This is a genomic window from Metabacillus indicus LMG 22858 (assembly GCF_000708755.2).
In the GTDB taxonomy this organism is placed as follows: domain Bacteria; phylum Bacillota; class Bacilli; order Bacillales; family Bacillaceae; genus Bacillus_P; species Bacillus_P indicus.
This window is the reverse complement of sequence record NZ_JGVU02000001.1, coordinates 352820-369623: the sequence shown is the minus strand read 5'-3', so window position 1 is coordinate 369623 and position 16804 is coordinate 352820. Positions and strand designations below refer to the sequence as shown.

The window sequence follows — 16804 nt, the reverse complement described above, 5'->3', positions numbered from 1 at the left end:
CCTACTTGCCAATTGCGGCCTGCTGCTCGGGCGCAAAATCGATTTTCTGCTGCGGTCTGACAAATGCAGTAAATAAGACTCCGAACAAAACGATCAGTCCGGCCATAAACAAGATGGACCAGTCGAACCCTGCTGCACTGTTTTCTCCGCCGGCAGCAACGATATACCCTGTAATAAGCGGACCTACAATTCCCGCAAGATTCCCTGAAGACGTCAGAATACTCGTCATAAGATTTCCCCTGTCAGGCAGAAGCTGAATCATGATCGTCGGTCCTATCGTCAGGATGGCGTATGTAAGACCTTTAGCAAGGCACATCGCGATGATGACCCAGACAGCGTTTGTGACAAGAGCAGTAGAAGCAAGAAGCACTGCCCCGATAATCATGGCGTAACCGACAACATAAACACGCGAGGTCTTCCAGTCTTTGTTTTTCTTAAACATTCTGTCTGATAAAACAGATACTCCGATATAAACGCCGACTGAAACGAGACCAATGCCAGAAACGGCATAACCCATCTCCATGCTGCTCATATTGACAACCTTCACAAGGTAAACAGGGAGCCAGACGGCAAACCAGACGACAAGAAGATAGGTTGAAAAATAAGCAAGCGTCGTAAAAAGGGCGGAAGGTTTTGACAGCATCAGCATAAATGCTTTCAAATCAAGTTTTTCGAGTTTTTTCACTTTTGGCTTTTCCTCTTCTTCAAGCTCATCTGCACGAGGAACATCTCTAGTAAACTGAATCGCCACAAACCACACAATGCTTGCCAGACCAAGAACTGCAAACGCAACCCTCCAGCCGAACATGTGTATCAGGGCGACTAAAATCGGAGCGGCGACCATGGCTCCAAGAGTTGCTCCTGAAACGACAACGGAATTTGCCAGGCCGCGAAGCTTCGGCGGAAACCACGTATTGGCGTGATTATAGGCAATCGGACTGAACGGACCTTCAAAGGCTCCGAGCAAAAACCGGTAAAGCAAAAGAAGCGGAAGACCGGCAATGGCCAGTACTCCAATCTGCAGCACAGCCCACGTAAGCATCAGAAAACCGAGAACCTTCTTCGCTCCGACTCTGTCTGCCCAGGCAGCCCCGAAAATACCCGTCACCGGATACAGCCAGTAATAGCTGCTTCCCACAAGACCCCAGTCGGCATAGGAAAGATTAAATTCCTTCATAATCGGCACAGCCGCAAGTCCAGTAATGGATTTATCAGCAAAGTTAATGAACATTCCGAAAAACAGCAGTACAAGCACAGTCCAGCGCATGTTGATTCCCCCAGTCGCCTAATTTTCTTCAAGCACGCGTCTAGCAATGATCAGACGCTGAATTTCGTTCGTTCCTTCATAAATCTTAGTAATTCGCGCATCACGGTAAAAGCGCTCAACCGGATAGTCGGAAACATAGCCCATCCCGCCGTGAATCTGTACCGCTTTGTCCGCAACGCGGTTAAAAACGTCGGATGCAAAAAGCTTAGCCATCGATGCTTCTTTGATTACTTTTTTCCCTTCGTCAATCATAGATGCTGCCATGTAAGTCAAAGTACGTGCTGCCTCTGTTTCAGTTGCCATATCCGCAAGCATCCATTGGATCGCCTGATTGTCGGCAATCGGTTTTCCGAATTGTACCCTTTCTTTTGCGTAAGATGCTGAAAGCGCTATCAGTTTGTCGCATGACCCGACAGCCCTAGCAGCAAGGCCAACCCTGCCTTCACTGAGAATTTTCAGTGCCGACATGTATCCCATCCCGACCTCACCAATCACATTTTCCTCAGGAACGATACAGTCCTCAAAAATCAGCTGTGCCGTATGAGACCCGCGAAGACCCATTTTTTTATCTTTTTTTCCAAGAGAAAATCCCGGAAAATCCTTTTCGATTAAAAACGCGGTGATTCCGCCTTTTGCTCCCTTATCCTTGTCCGTCAGAGCAAAAACAGTGAACACATCCGCAACTGGCGCATTCGTAATGAAATGCTTCGTTCCGTTCAAGATCCACTGATTGCCTCTTTTTTCTGCACGAGTTGAAAGATTCGTCGCATCAGATCCCGCACCCGGCTCAGATAATGCAAAAGCAGCAATCTTTTTCCCCGCTGCCATTTCCGGCAAATATTTTTGTTTTAAGTGCTCTGATGCGAGCTTCACCAGTCCTGTGCTTCCGATGCCAGTGTGAGCGCTGATCAGACTGACAAACCCATTGTGGGTATGACCGAGCTGTTCAAGCACGACCGCCTTTCCGACCGCATTCAGCCCAATACCGCCGTACTCCTCAGGAATGCTGATCCCAAACAGTCCCAGATCCTTCGCCTGCTCCACAAGATGATCCGGAATCCTGTCCTCATCCTCAATCTGCTGAGCGTACGGTTCAACCTCCTGATCAACAAAACTCCTAACCATTTTCCTCATTTGTTCAATTTCCGGTGTGACGGTTGCCTGCATCCTTAAATCCCCCTTTTTTGTTGTTGCTTATATAGATGCAAGAAGTGTGCCAAGATGTAAAACGGGAATCTTAAAGGATTTAAAGAATGAGGTGATTCATTTTTGAATTGAATTTGTCGAGATTACGGGGTATTTGCGATTCATTTTTGAATCAGAGGATTCAGGAATGAATGATGGAGGGTGCTGTGCCAAACCTTCGGGAGCATCAAGGGCTGATTGGTGCTGGCTTTAGACTATTATGAATTAGCAGCACAATCTCAGTGCGGGGCCAAGCCGAAAGTGCTCTATGCATGAGTTAGCTGCACAAACTCAGTGCGAAGCCCAGCCGATAGTGTTCTAAACTTGAGTTAGCAGCACAAACTCGGTGCGGGGCTCGGCCGAAAGTGTTCTATACATGATTTACCAGCACAAACTCAGTGCGGAGCCCCGCCGAAAGTGTTCTATAAATCATTTAGCAACACAAACTCAGTGCGGAGCCCCACCGAAAGTGTTCTATACATGATTTAGAAGCACAAACTCAGTGCGGGGCCAGCCCGAAAGTGTTGTATAAATGAGTTAGCAGCACAAACTCGGTGCGAGGCCCAGCCGATAGTGTTCTAATCTTGAGTTAGCAGCACAAACTCGGTGCGGCATGGATTTGGCGTTGGACGGTTAGAAGCCTAGTTGGATCGTTAGACCGGGTATCGCGCTTGTTAGAGGTGCGATTCGGATCGTTAGACACTGGATTCGGACTGTTAGCTCGTTTAGAGACTCTGAGATGACCTCTTTTTTTAATGGAGCAGGTATCCTGGTCACAAGGTTTCTAGAAAAGAGGCATCTTCGCTCTTTTTTTGCTGCGGCTGATTGCTGTTTTCACCACTAAAAAAGCCCCCAACTATAGGTTGGGAGCATCATTTTATATCAGGTACAAACCGTCCTATTCCAACTCTATTTTAATCGGCTCCATTTTTTCAGAAGGCCGGTTCATGCTAAGTACACCAAACGGCACAGACAGTGTTAAATCTTTCATATCGGTTTCAGAGGGAATGGCATAGACCGACTGAAAGCGGAGTTCCTTCTGATCAGCAGCTATACTTATTTTACCGTTCATAAAAGTCTCTGTGTTTTTGATGGAAACCCCTTCTGCAAAGTTCTGGAGTACATCCTTTTTGAATGCCTCACCAGAAGCATTTGAAAGATGATAATCAACAATGAGCTGATCACCATCTCTTTTCAACTGTTCCACGCGCAGCTGATAGCCAAACCGGCTGCTTTCAACGACAAGCGCTGGTGACAGTTTAGCCATTGTCGGAGACTCATCCCTTTCAATAACAGGAAGAACTGTTAACACATCTTCATTTTTTAAAAGATCATCTGTATATAACACGCGCCAGTCTGTGACGATCATTCCAGCTTTTTTCTCAGAACGGATCACCTCGCTGCTCACTGGAAACTGTTCTTTGCCTCCTGCATCCTTTATCTTAAAAGAGAGTTGGTCATATTCGTTTGAAAGAATCGTTTTGTATTCAATCACTGTCGTCGCTTTCCCTTTTGCGACAGTTTGAATAGTTACCGATTCGCTTCCTGATTTCGACACTCCGTTTACGGCAAGTACCTTAGGTTCAATCCGCTTTAAAGGTACTTCAAATTTCCAGTCACCTTTTTCTCCGGCAATTGAAGTGAATGTCAACGGAAGAGTAAAGTCCGAGGGAAGCTTCTTTTCATCCAAGTAATACTCAGCCGTTCCAATGTATCCATTTTCTGTTTCAACGAGTGAATGACTGCCCGCCAGCTGACTGGATTCTTTGCCGTCAAATAATGACAGGCTGTAGCCGGAAGCGGGATCATTCGGGCCTTCTTTCCATTTCTCCGGCAGGTTTTCCCCTTCGGCTTTAAACGTGATTCCGACAACATTTCCTTCATAATAAGCACTTGTCAGCGTAATACTTATTCCGCCGCTTTCAGCCTTCTCGTTCAGTTCCTTGACCAGTCCTGCTGAAGCAAGTTCTTTTCCTATCTTAAAGGAAGAGAACGGTTCATAGAGTGATCCAATCAGTGGAACACTCGCGAGCACCCCATTGACTGGCGCAAAGAAAAACCCTGTTCCAAGGATGATGGCAGCTGCAGATCCTGACAAAACTCCGGCAGAAGCGAACATTTTCTTCTTTTTCTGTTTTTTGCCTTCATGTATTCCGCGGGACACGGCGGCCATTATGTCGTCTTCCGGTACGGCAATATCATCGATCTGACTGTCAAACCAGCTTTTGTTCATGGTCTTTTCCTCCTTCAAGGGCTGCTTTCAGCTCAGCTTTAGCTCTGCGCAAATAGGTTTTCACTGTGTTTTCCGGTTTTTCCATCATGCCTGAAATCGTCCTTATTGGTAAATCGTGATAATAAAACAAGAGAATAACGGTCTGGTAGTTTTCACTAAGTCCGCTTATCGCACGGACAAGATCCAGGTCATTTTCCTTTTGCACAAAAGAAACGTTCTCAAGGAACGCACTTTCCATGGCAACGGCTTTCTTCTTTTTTCTCAGCAGCTCAAAGGCTGTTCTGATTAAAATTTTCATAAGCCACGTACTGAAATATTCGGGCTGCTTTAACGTTCCGATCGAGATAAACGCTTTGCAGACTGTGTCCTGGAGAACATCCAGTGCGTCTTCTTTGTTTCTCACATATATAAACGCGGTTTTATACAGCTTTGTACTTTCCTGTTTGATAAGTTTTTCAAAGGCTTTTTCATTGCCTTTCATCGCTTTTTTTACTGTATGTATGTCCACTTCTTCCTCTCCTTTCAGCTGTTAGAGGAAACACATGCTGGAAAAGTTTCAAAAAAGTTCTATTATAGTCATTATACTTTTAAAAATAGTTCCGTCTTTTGAAAACATAAAAAAAAGCCCAGCAAAAGCTGAGCTCCCTAATAGTATGGGGAAATCATCAAATACACAACAACACCTGTAAAGCTTACATAAAGCCAGATCGGCATGCTCCAGCGGACAATTTTGCGGTGCTTGTCAAGCTGGCCAGTCCATCCCCACACGAGTGAGAAAAGCGCAAGCGGCACAATGATGGCTGCGAGGAAGCTGTGTGTAATTAAAATAAAGAAGTACACGCTGCGGATGATTCCTTCTCCGCCGAACCGGGTCGTTTCAACTGAAAGGTAATGATAGGTCAAATACGACACGCAGAAAAGCAGAGTTGTAGTAAAGGCTGCCAGTATGAAGCCTTTATGAAGCTTGACGTTTTTCTTAATAATCGATACGAGCGCAATGACTAAAAAGACAAAGGTGAAGCTGTTCAGTACGGCATTGATCCGCGGAAAAATATGAATATCGAATGTAACCTCGCCGCCGTATCCGATCGGCAAAAAGAACAAGCCTAGGATGATGGCATTGACGACAAGGGAAAGGGTTACGATAATCGCCGTGTAATTCTTGCCTGAGCGATGTGTCTGTTCCATAAAATTCTCTCCTTGTGTTTCAATATGCTTTATTGTACCACGGGGAGAGCGCAGAATATTCGACAATTGTATGAAGGATGTGCCGGCGACAGGCCGTTCCTCAGGCAAATTAGTGGACAGGCTGCCTGACAGCAAGTCCGTACTTCTTCAGTTTTCGGACAATCGTCGGCTGGCTGCTGTCCAGAGCTTCTGCCATTTCATAGGTTGTCCGGTATTTTTGGACGGCAAGAGTCAGGATTTTTTCTTCCGCGAGTTCAGCAGCTTCTTTTAACGTGACAATTTCAGATAGCTTAATCGGCCCTTCCCCTTTGTACTCGGCCGGCAGATTCTCATGTGTCAGCACATCCTCTTCACTGATCAGCACAAGCCTCTCAACCAAATTGGCAAGCTCCCGGACATTTCCCGGCCAGCTGTAGGTGTAAAAGAAATCTTTCAGCGCTGCATCCATCCGTTTGCTCTTGCCGTACTTCAGATTGGCTTTTTCCAAAAAGAAAGTAACAATCGGCAGTATGTCGTTTTTCCGGTTCCTGAGAGGAGGAATGAAAATTGGAACAACATTGAGACGGTAAAATAAATCTTCGCGGAACTCTCCGTTTTGAACCATTTCTTTCAAGTCCTTATTTGTCGCAGCAAGAATCCGGACATCTGCTTTTTTAGAAACCGTTGCACCGACCCGCTGAATTTCTTTCTCCTGAATCACGCGAAGCAGCTTAACCTGCAGATTTAGCGGAAGCTCGCCCACCTCATCCAAAAACAGGACGCCTCCGTCTGCAAGTTCAAACATCCCGGGCTTTCCATGTTTATTTGCGCCAGTAAAGGCTCCGCCTTCATAGCCAAACAGTTCGGATTCCAGAAGATCCGCCGGGATGGCCCCGCAGTTCACTTTAATAAACCGCCCTTTATCTGACCGCCCGCTCCTGCTGTAAATGTAGCGGGCAAGCACATCCTTCCCGACACCTGTCTCACCAAGAATGAGGACGGTCGCTTCCACGTTGACAATTCTGTCGGCTGTTTCATAAATGGCCGCAAGCTCTTCGCTCTCAATGATAACGTCACTGATGCTGCTGTTTTTACTCTTCAGCCGTTCAATTTCCCTTTTATAGCTGTCATTGAGTTTCGTTGCTTTTCTGAGAGCATTCTGCAAATCGTTCAGCTCAGACAGATCTCTGATATTCGTAACAATGCTCTCAATTTCCCCTTTGTCGTTAAAGACAGGGTTTCCTGTCAGCAGCGTTTCTTTTCCTGTCCGGTTGAGCTGCACCACTGACACGCTTCTTCTTTTTTCCATCACTTTATGGGTCACTGAATTTTCAAGAATCCCGCGCTCAATAAGAGCGTTTACATTTTTCCCTGTGTAATATTCCTTTGGTATGCCTGTAATCCGCTCGATGGCACGGTTCGTCCTGAGAGTGACCCCATCTTTATCTGTTATGTAAATGCCGTCATAGGAATTATCAATAATCGCATCCAGTTCCCGGTTAATCCGCTTTGATTCCTTCAGTTCATCAATCAATGAAACAAGCTCAGTCGAAATCGTGCCAATATAAAGGCAGTCCGCTGAATCCTGTATGGACGTTTTTATGAAAATACAGCTGGTGTTGCCGCATGCAGCCTGAATCAGCTTCCCGCCGCCAAGCTCATCCCACACGTCAAATACTTGATTGATATGGCGTCCATCAGTTTCCATACCGCCACTCAGCTTCTTTAAAGAGGCATTGGCCTGTACAATCACCTGCTCGTCCGTAGTCATCATGCACGGAAAAGGGATATTCATCAGCGTTTCTGTTTTCATGTCCTCACCGTTCAATCTTCAGCTGCTGATATTGAAAATGCAAATCAGACAGCGCAGCGATGATGGCATGGATGGCTTTTCCGCAGTAATGTTCCCTGACATGCTCAGTGACTTCATCCACCCCGTTCTGGAGGCTGTAGCCCCGGAGAAGGCGTCCGACAAAATCTCTTCCGTGCTCCGTTGCAAGGGTGCAGGAGGCTTCAAGAATCACCGCATATCTTTTATCAATTTCAACCGTAATGGTCAGCATATCGTATACGTTCTTCGCCGCCATTCCTGCAGGCAGGCGCGCATGTCCCGCAATAAACATCGTCTGTGAATGCATGGTGAGGTCCCTCTCTTTCAGTAAATGATTTCGCTTCTCTAACCTTACTTCTTTACAATCCGCGAATCTCCTTCCTTTTGTATCAAAAACGTACAGTCGTTACCTTCTGAAAAAACAGCATCTCATAAAAAATGCCCCTCAGCATAAGCATAAGGGGCAGCAGTTTACTTTTGTCTTTTCATTATACTGTTTTTAGCGAGCTCAAAAACGTCCCTGACATCTGAATAAGGTTCTTCCCCTCCATCAAATGTACGGTACCAGAACACTCCCAATGGAGACGTCCCCGTGTTGTTCATCATCGCAAGAGAGATCTTGCTTTCTCTATCTACAACCACATACTGTCCCCCTGCGCCAACCGCCCATTGCAGCATTTGATCCTTTTGCTTTTCCAGCCACCATAAATAGCCGTACCCCGTAAATCTGTCGACATCGGTTATTTCAGAGTACGCTTCAAAACTGGCATCAATCCAATTTTCAGGAATGATTTGCTTATCTCTCCACTTCCCGTCATTGGCATAAAGCGAGCCGAACCTCGCAAGGTCTTCTGCGCACATGTAGAATCTGTACATTGGCATGGAAGTTTCTTCTGACTCCTGATAAACCACATTTGACGGCTGAAATTTCTTCATCTCTGTTGGTTTGGCAATCCATTCGTAGAAAGCTTCACCTAGGGATGTACCTGTCTCCTGTTCAAAAATGACGCCTAGAGTATTAAAATCCCAGTTGTTATAGTAGTAATGCTCGTTATGGCTGTAGGTGCCTCTCTCAGGTCTTTTTTCTTTCATATCTTTTGATTCGCCCAAGGATGTAATGTAAATACCGGACCGTGCTTTCAGCAAATCTTCTACTGTCGCTTGTTTCTCCTTTTCAGAAAGCGGATTTTTCGTGTCATCAATCCCCAGCTCCTCCAGTGTTTGATCTACATTGATTAATCCTTTTGACTCGGCAATTCCAAAAAGAGCACTAATGAGGCTTTTTCTGACGGAGGCAACATTTGAAATTTGATCACTCTCTCCGTATTCGGCAAGCACGTTCTGGCCTTCCATAATAAACAACGAGTCCGCCTCATTTTTGTCCATGATTTCAGTTAACCTGTTCATTGTATTCTGACTGTCATAATCAGACTGATTCAGCTGTTTATGAAATTGATTGTTTTTTGAAATTGTAAATGGAATGGATAAATAACCGGCAGCTCCTGCTGTGCTAAAAAATAGAACTGCTGCTACTATTATGGCTGTTTTCTTCACTGTAAAATCTTCTCCTTGTTGATTGATAAGCATGATTATCAGCCTTAAAGCAGCTTTAAGGTCAACCTCTTTTTTAAAAATAGGATGATTTGTTATACTTTTCTCAGGCGCAAAAGAAGACAAGAGGTGTCAAAATGGATGAAAAAGACTACTACACAATCGGTGAGGCTGCCAAGCTATGCGGCACAGCTGCTTCAACATTACGCTATTACGATCAAATCAGCCTGTTAAAACCAGCAGGGCTGAACAAGATCACAAACTACCGCTACTATACCTTTAAGGATATTGCCAAGATCAGAATCATCCAAAATTTGAGAGAGCTGAATTTTTCCATTGGGGACATAAGCAAAATGCTTGAGGAAGACAGCCTATCAAATCAGCTGTCTGTCATGAAAAAGAAGCGTGATGAAATCGAGGATGAAATATACGAATTAAAGAAAACAGCTGCATCCATCAATCAGCGAATTGAAAATATGGAAAAGGAATTAACAATCATCCATTCTGATTCTCCCTCTGATTCCATTATTACGACTTCATGGCAGCCTGCAAGGAAGATTCTTTCTTTGAGAAAGCAGACTGAGCGTGCTAATTTAAGTGTGTATGTCCATTATTTTAATGAACTGATTGAACTGGCGAAAAAAGAAAAGATGATTCCATCAGGAAACCTTCTGTTAATTCATCATCATATAAATGTGAATCAACGATTCAATCAGAAGGAATTTCAGAGTTTGATGAAAGATCTTGAGGTCGGTATGCCGGCAGGACAGCTCCAGGATTCTCCCTTTTTAAGTGAAATACCTGAAGGAATGTACTTATCGATGATTACAAAAGGAATGGCAGGAAAAGATACGTTCATTGACATTTATTCGCGTATTCAAAAATGGCTGATTGAAAACAACTACAGAGCTACAGGTCCGCTGATTGATTTGCTGCACACTGACATGATCAGCCTTCAGCCCGATCAAATTGTTGAGAACATTTTAACAGAGGTTCAGATCCTTATAGAGAAAAAGGATTAATTCAAACATAATAGAAAAAGAAGCAGGCTGAACGTTTTAGCCTGCTTCTTTTACCTGAAAGAGTATTATTCAGTTATTAACCTTCTCCCTCTCTTCCTCAAACGGCCAGCTCGGAAGCATATGGCTAAGCGTTTTATCTTCTCTGTACCCTAACACATACTCCGCCTGCATCACGGTATGAATTTCTCTTGTTCCCTCGTAAATGACAGGTGCTTTAGAGTTTCTAAGGAATCGTTCAACCGGATATTCATTGGAATAACCGTACGCACCGTGGATCTGTACCGCATCGTTTGCCGCTTCGTTTGCGAAATCACAGGATTGCCACTTGGCGAGGGACGTTTCCCTTGTGTTTCGTTTTCCTTCGTTTTTAAGGCATCCTGCTCTGAAGACAAGGAGGCGGGACATGTGATACCCGGCTTCCATTTTGGCGATCATCTGCTGAACAAGCTGGTGTTTGCCAATCTCTTTTCCGAATGTTTTCCGCTCATGGCAGTAGTTGACGCTCTGTTCAATACACGCCTGAATGAGTCCGCAGGCGCCGGCTGCAACGGTAAACCGTCCATTATCAAGAGCGGACATGGCAATTTTAAAGCCATCCCCCTCCTGGCCAAGAAGGTTTTCTTTCGGCACCCGGATGTTGTCAAAAAAGATTTCACCTGTGTTCCCTGCGCGAATGCCAAGCTTGCCTTTAATGGCTTTGGACGAAAAGCCAGGCATCGTGCGCTCCACGATAAACGCCGAAATGCCGTGGTGCTTTTTGCTTTTATCTGTGTAAGCGAATACAAGAAAGTGATCAGCATAGTCGCAAAGAGAAATCCACGTCTTCTGACCATTCAGTATGTAATGATCGCCTTCCAAAACCGCTGAAGTCTGCAAAGCCGCAACGTCGGACCCTGCATTCGGTTCTGTTAAGCCGAACGCTCCAACTTTTTCCCCTTTTGCCTGCGGAGTAAGGTATTTCTGCTTCTGTTCTTCATTTCCCCACTGCAGCAGCGTCAGGCTGTTTAAGCCGGTGTGAACGGAAACGGCAGTACGGTAGGCTGTATCCCCGCGTTCAAGCTCCTCGCACACAATCGCTAGAGTGTTATAATCCATGGCACTGCCGCCGTATTCCTCCGGCACGCAGATTCCCATCAATCCAAGATCTGCAAGTTTTTTCAAAATAGACGGTTCAAAATGACCTTCCGCATCCCACTCGGCAATGTACGGGTTAATCTCTTTATCAACGAAATCACGGACCATTTTTCTTACAGCGTTCTGTTCTTCAGACAAGTTAAAATTCATCATTTGCTTCATCCCCTTTTAGTAGATATAAAAAAGCCGGCTGCGCAAAAAGGCAGCCGGCTTTTGTCAACGTTAAGAAATCTCTTCCATAGACAAAACAGCAATAAGAGTTAGTCATATGTTCACTGGTGCTAACCGTCATCACGGATCACAGGAAGGCTAATTCCATAGGCGTGAAATGCGATTAGTTATTAGAAGTATATCCAGTATTCCGAAAACAGGCAACCTTTTTTTGAAAATTCTATACATTTAGATTCTATCAGACTTCCGCTTCTCCATTTTCCATCCTGCCGATTGACTCCCTATGGCCAATCTTTTACACTTGAAGAACTGAAAAAAGAAGCAGGTGATTCCAGTGGAATTCAAGATTAATTATCTCTCATTCTATCTGATCCAGGTGGACGGAAAAGACGAGAATGCCAATAAACAGTACAAGCACTTTCAAACATTAACGGCGGAAGAGTACGAGCAGAACGCCCTGAAGGACTTTCTGGACGGCGAGCTGAAGAAAATAGTAAAACGGAAGGTCGAAAAACATCCCCGGAGCGAACAGGTCCCTACAAAACTCGGACACTTCGTAGTCGAACCCGGTTATGAACTCGATTCAAACCCGAACTATAATCTCTTTCACCGCGCACTGACAGCGGAAACAAAGGAAGCTTTTAAAGAAGCCGGCGAAAAGTTCGTTTCTGCCTATCTCGATGCAAGCGCCGTCCGTGGCGGAGCATTCCTTGTTTTGTCGGCAACACCTGAGAAGTATTTTGAGGATTCATTTGTGTTTATTTTAAAATGTGATTTTGAACCTAAAGTGGCTTCCATTTCGGATGAATCAACTCTGATCCGCAATGTGCAGATGGCAATTACGACGAAAAATATGAAATCCATCCAATATCCCCACATGCCTGAAGAAGGAATGACAGAGCCCGGCGAGCTTAAAATTCATCAGGCGTCACATGCACGCTACTTTGAAGATTTTCTGAAGTTTGTCGAATACGGCGAATCCATGCCTGAGATCATGAAAACTCAAGTCATGAGCATGGTTCAGGAGCATGTCCTTGAGACGTATGAAGAGAACAGCCAGGAACGCCAGCAGTTCGAACAAGACATGGAAATCTGGGAAGCAAGCGAGAAGCGGGAAATTCAGGAGCGTCTGGATACCCATCAGGTCATTGAAGCGGCTGCGCAAATTGTGGAGCATACACCTGAAGCCGAGCTGAAGATGAAGCTCGGGGAAACTTCTATTAAAGGACTCCTTGCAGACTACGGGGAAAACATTCATTTAGGAAAAATCAACGGTAGATATGTCCTCCTCGTAGAAGCGGACAGCATTCAATTTGAAAAAGGGGTATCTCCTATTGAATTTCACCGTCCTGACGAGCTGGGAGCAATTATTGAGAGAATTTCAAGGAAAGGGGAGTCATAACTCCCGCTTGATTGCACGATTAAATTTTCTCTCCCCCTCACCTGTCTATTTCCCTTTCAATCCTATATACTTAATCTATTCAATCGGTTAAAAGGGGAACTTTCATGAAAGACGAACTGCATTATATAGGCAATAAGATTCAGGAAAACGCACGTGAAATTACTTTGAATATTCCGAACGTCCAGGATGCCAAGCATACTAAGCAGCTGGAGAATTCGGGATTCCCATTAGAAGAGCGAATTGCCTACCGGGAAGAACTGATCGGTTATTTGGGACAGGCTCTGTGTGATGTGAAAGTTGAGGGAAAAGTAGACCAGTGGAGCATGAAAATAGCAAAGAGAGCCATCCATTATGACGTCCCGCTGGCCCAGTGCCTCCGTGCGATCGGGGCATACAGGACGGCTGTTTGGGACACTTTGACAGAAGAGCTTCATAAAAACAATTTTTATGCAATTACCATGCTGGATGTTTCCAAAATGATTGATCCGCTGATTGACAGAGCGTGCAGTGTGACCGGCAGTGTGTATGAAAACCACAGCAATGAGTTAATGGAAGTGGCTTATTCAGCATTGGAAGAGCTGTCTGTTCCCGTTGTGCCTGTGGCAGAAGGAATCGCCGTCATTCCTCTTGTTGGAGCGGTTGACACAAGAAGGGCCGCACTGATCATGGAAGTTTCCCTTAGAGAAGGCGCACGCCTGAATCTTGAAGAAGTCATCCTGGATGTATCCGGAGTTCCCATTATTGATACTATGGTGGCAGATCAGATTTTCAAAATCGTCAGTGCACTCAAAATCAGCGGCATCCATACTGTGCTTACAGGCCTTCGTCCTGAAATCGCACAGACCATCATGAGTCTCGGCCTTGATTTTAATCATATCGAAACAAAGTTTAACATGAGAAAAGCTTTATATGACCTTGGTTTCAGACGACAATAAAAGAAGCTTATATACAATAAAATCCGAACTGAGATTTCATCAGTTCGGATTTTTTCTGTTTCGGGTTGTTACTCGGAGTGATGCCACTTTTCTAGATAATGAACCCTCATTTGTGGCACCATTACTCGGAGTGATGCCACATTTCTACTTGAGGAACCCCGATTAGTGGCACCACTCACCAGAATGCTGCCACTTTTCTACTTGAGGAACCTTTATTAGTGGCGCCATTACATGGAGTAATGCCACTTTTACATGTGATACCTACTCATTTGTGGCGACATTTACAGGCTTTTCTTAAACTAGTGCAGTTATTCCGCCATCCACAACTAATACCTGGCCGATTATATAATCGGATGCTTTTCCCGAGAGCAGCAGAATAACACCGTCAAGGTCGCCTTCTGTACCAAAGCGGCGGGCAGGCACCCCTTTTAATATGGCCGCATTCTCTTTTTCTAAAATCGTTTTTGTCATTTTCGTCGGGAAAAAGCCCGGTGCGATTGCATTTACCTGAATATTGTCCGGAGCGAGTTTTACTGCAAGGTCCTTCGTAAAACTGATGACAGCTCCTTTACTTGTGCTGTAGGCAATCGTATCCATAAGCTCTGCGGGAGTCCCTCCCATTCCTGTCACTGAGGCGATATTGATGATCTTGCCCGAGCCCTGGCTTTTCATTACTTTGGCAGCTGCCTGGCTGAAAAGAAAGACCCCCCTGACATTGACATTCATGACTTTGTCCCATTTATCGGCGGGGAGTTCAAGCGCAGGCGCCATCCATGAGGTACCGCTGTTGTTGATTAAGATATCAATTGTTCCAAATTGAGCTACCGTCTGGTCGATGACATTCTGGATATCCTTCTGGCTTGTTACATCACAGGCAATCGCAAGGGACTGGGCGCCGAAAGAAACCAGTTCGCCACTGACCTTTTCGCATGCCTCCAAATCCCTTGAACATACGACAACATTAGCTCCCGCAAGTGCAAGCACTCTTGCCATTTGTGCGCCGAGCCCCTTTCCTCCGCCGGTAACAATTGCCGTTTTATTTTTCAAGCTGAATAGATCCAAATTCATTGCTCCTTTCTAAAAGCAGTGCAGTACTTTATATCTTAGTAAGAGTTTGTCTAAGAGGTTACACTATTTGATGCGTTAGCCCCCGCCCCTTTCGACAAAAACAGACGTTTTCCGCACACAAGGATATGGGTATACGGTTAATAGCTTGATTTGGCGGGATTTATGCTAAAATAAAGACATACCAATTAGAGGAGGATAAAAGATGAAATACAGCGGGTATATTGGTACATATACAAAGGGAGACAGCAAAGGGATTTATTCCTTTACACTGGATACAGATGCAAAGAAACTGAGTGAACCAGTCGTTGCAGCTGAGATCGGCAGTCCTACATACTTAAATTTAAGCAAAGATAACCGTTTCGTTTATGCGATTGGAAAAGACGGCGAAGCAGGAGGCTTGGTTGCCTACTCCAGAAATGAGAAAACAGGGGAACTGACGGAGCTTAACAGGCAGCTTCGCGAAGGAGCATCACCATGCCACGTAAGTGTCGATTCAAGCAACCAGTTTGTTGTATCTGCAAATTACCATAACGGAACGATTGAATCACATGAGATGGATGTGATAAGCGGAACTCTTTCATCCGCCCTCTCTATCCGCAAGCATGAAGGTTCAGGGCCTAATGAAGAAAGACAGGACGCTCCCCACGCCCACTATGCAGGCTTCACGCCGGATGAAAAATACGTCGCTGCAATTGATCTTGGCACTGACAAACTTTATACGTATGAACTAAATGACGGTGAACTTTATGAAGTTTTCAGCCTTCACCTGAAAAGAGGAAGCGGACCGAGACATTTAACCTTCCACCCGAACGGGAAAATTGCTTATCTGCTGACAGAGCTCAGCAACGAAGTAGTTGTACTTGACTACAAGGAAGACGGCAGCTTCACAGAGCTTCAGTATATCTCGACTCTTCCGGAGGATTTCACAGAAAACAGCCAGGGTTCTGCGATTCACATTTCATCTGATGGACAATTCGTGTATGCCGGCAACCGCGGGCATGACAGCATCGCCGTTTTCAAAACAGACAGCGACACAGGTAAACTGACATTCGTCGAACGAACGTCCACTGAAGGAAACTGGCCGCGTGACTTCGCACTCGACCCAACTGAAAACTTCCTGATTGCATCCAACCAGGAAAGCAGCAGCCTGATCCTGTTTGAAAGAAACCGCGAAACAGGCAAACTGTCTCTTCTGCAGTCAGGTGTTCATGTGCCTTATCCGGTTTGCGTAAAATTCTTAAATCAATAAAAAGTCTCAGAGCCTGAGCGGCTCTGAGATTTTTTTATATTCTTCCCTGGTGATTCCAAACAGCAGCAGGTCATGATAGCTGCCTTTCGTATAGATCATGTTCCGCATTCTGCCTTCTTCCTGAAAGCCCAGATTTCTGTGCAGGCTGATCGAAGCCTCATTGTAACTGTACACATGGGCATTTGCTTTTTGATAGCGCAGTTCTTCAAAGAAATACCGAAGCACAATTCTGATGGCATCTCCTGCATATCCCTTTCTCCAGTACTCTCTGAATATACTGATGCCATAGCTGAATGTGCCGTTTCGGGGATCGCACTTATCCGTGCTGATGCTGCCTGCAAATTCCCCCGCTGCATTCTCAATTGAAAGTCTGACCGAATCCCCGTTCCAGCCCTTTTCCGTCTCAGCTTCTGTCCATCGTCTTGTTCCCTCTTCTGATCTTGGGCCATAGACAGCATCATTGAGTCTAGCTATCTCTGAATCCATCCCGTCCTTGTGAAACTTCACCCAGTCAGACGGCTGAACAGGCCTGAGTCTGACAAGCTCCCCCTGCCAGATGCTGCTATTTTCAGCCATTGCGCTCCTCTCC

Annotated in this window: 15 protein-coding genes; 4 read left to right on the top strand and 11 right to left on the bottom strand. The window is 45.2% G+C overall.

Translation table 11 applies throughout. The annotated features are described in order from the left end of the window. Position 1 precedes the first annotated feature (1 nt). The 8 genes from AZ46_RS01795 to AZ46_RS01760 all read right to left on the bottom strand — a co-directional run bounded on the left by AZ46_RS01795 (position 2) and on the right by AZ46_RS01760 (position 9270). A complete protein-coding gene (locus tag AZ46_RS01795; RefSeq protein WP_051827020.1) occupies positions 2 to 1267 on the bottom strand; it encodes an MFS transporter in 1266 nt (421 codons plus the stop codon). A gap of 18 nt (positions 1268 to 1285) precedes the next feature. Continuing rightward, on the bottom strand, positions 1286 to 2434 hold the full coding sequence (locus tag AZ46_RS01790; RefSeq protein WP_029282039.1) for an acyl-CoA dehydrogenase family protein: 1149 nt from the start codon (positions 2432 to 2434) through the stop codon (positions 1286 to 1288). A gap of 916 nt (positions 2435 to 3350) precedes the next feature. Next, positions 3351 to 4685, bottom strand: coding sequence for a DUF4179 domain-containing protein (locus AZ46_RS01785; protein WP_029282041.1), 1335 nt, complete (start codon positions 4683 to 4685; stop codon positions 3351 to 3353). Further along, positions 4666 to 5166, bottom strand: a complete 501-nt coding sequence (locus AZ46_RS01780; protein WP_029282043.1) for a sigma-70 family RNA polymerase sigma factor — start codon at positions 5164 to 5166, stop codon at positions 4666 to 4668. The genes AZ46_RS01785 and AZ46_RS01780 overlap by 20 nt, the downstream gene beginning before the upstream one ends. A 164-nt stretch (positions 5167 to 5330) precedes the next feature. After that, positions 5331 to 5873 carry a DUF420 domain-containing protein gene (locus tag AZ46_RS01775; RefSeq protein WP_029282044.1) on the bottom strand — a complete coding sequence of 181 codons (543 nt, stop codon included), beginning with the start codon at positions 5871 to 5873 and terminating at the stop codon, positions 5331 to 5333. 109 nt (positions 5874 to 5982) lie between these two features. Then, positions 5983 to 7665 carry a sigma-54 interaction domain-containing protein gene (locus AZ46_RS01770; protein WP_035206596.1) on the bottom strand — a complete coding sequence of 561 codons (1683 nt, stop codon included), beginning with the start codon at positions 7663 to 7665 and terminating at the stop codon, positions 5983 to 5985. Between the two features lie 4 nt (positions 7666 to 7669). Then, positions 7670 to 7990, bottom strand: a complete 321-nt coding sequence (locus AZ46_RS01765; RefSeq protein WP_029282048.1) for a DUF3870 domain-containing protein — start codon at positions 7988 to 7990, stop codon at positions 7670 to 7672. 164 nt (positions 7991 to 8154) lie between these two features. Then, a complete protein-coding gene (locus tag AZ46_RS01760; RefSeq protein WP_051827018.1) occupies positions 8155 to 9270 on the bottom strand; it encodes a serine hydrolase domain-containing protein in 1116 nt (371 codons plus the stop codon). 101 nt (positions 9271 to 9371) lie between these two features. On the opposite strand from AZ46_RS01760, the gene AZ46_RS01755 reads away from it, so the two are divergent. After that, a complete protein-coding gene (locus AZ46_RS01755; RefSeq protein ID WP_029282052.1) occupies positions 9372 to 10256 on the top strand; it encodes a MerR family transcriptional regulator in 885 nt (294 codons plus the stop codon). A 69-nt stretch (positions 10257 to 10325) separates the two neighbouring features. Here the strand turns inward: AZ46_RS01755 and AZ46_RS01750 are convergent, their stop codons facing one another. Further along, complete coding sequence (locus tag AZ46_RS01750; RefSeq protein ID WP_029282054.1) at positions 10326 to 11540, bottom strand: acyl-CoA dehydrogenase family protein; 1215 nt, start codon at positions 11538 to 11540, stop codon at positions 10326 to 10328. A gap of 355 nt (positions 11541 to 11895) precedes the next feature. Here AZ46_RS01750 and AZ46_RS01745 point away from each other — a divergent pair, with 355 nt between their 5' ends. Both AZ46_RS01745 and AZ46_RS01740 read left to right on the top strand, forming a co-directional pair. Continuing rightward, positions 11896 to 12963 carry a DUF3900 domain-containing protein gene (locus AZ46_RS01745; RefSeq protein ID WP_029282056.1) on the top strand — a complete coding sequence of 356 codons (1068 nt, stop codon included), beginning with the start codon at positions 11896 to 11898 and terminating at the stop codon, positions 12961 to 12963. A gap of 104 nt (positions 12964 to 13067) precedes the next feature. Next, positions 13068 to 13898, top strand: coding sequence for an STAS domain-containing protein (locus AZ46_RS01740; protein ID WP_029282059.1), 831 nt, complete (start codon positions 13068 to 13070; stop codon positions 13896 to 13898). Between the two features lie 294 nt (positions 13899 to 14192). Here AZ46_RS01740 and AZ46_RS01735 read toward each other — a convergent pair whose 3' ends face one another. Continuing rightward, positions 14193 to 14966, bottom strand: coding sequence for an SDR family oxidoreductase (locus tag AZ46_RS01735; RefSeq protein WP_029282061.1), 774 nt, complete (start codon positions 14964 to 14966; stop codon positions 14193 to 14195). Positions 14967 to 15168: 202 nt separating this feature from the next. On the opposite strand from AZ46_RS01735, the gene AZ46_RS01730 reads away from it, so the two are divergent. Further along, entirely contained in the window at positions 15169 to 16215 is a 1047-nt protein-coding gene (locus AZ46_RS01730; RefSeq protein WP_029282063.1) for a lactonase family protein, read from the top strand. Positions 16216 to 16221: 6 nt separating this feature from the next. Here the strand turns inward: AZ46_RS01730 and AZ46_RS01725 are convergent, their stop codons facing one another. Next, on the bottom strand, positions 16222 to 16791 hold the full coding sequence (locus AZ46_RS01725) for a GNAT family N-acetyltransferase (RefSeq protein ID WP_029282065.1): 570 nt from the start codon (positions 16789 to 16791) through the stop codon (positions 16222 to 16224). Between the last annotated feature and the right edge of the window lie 13 nt (positions 16792 to 16804).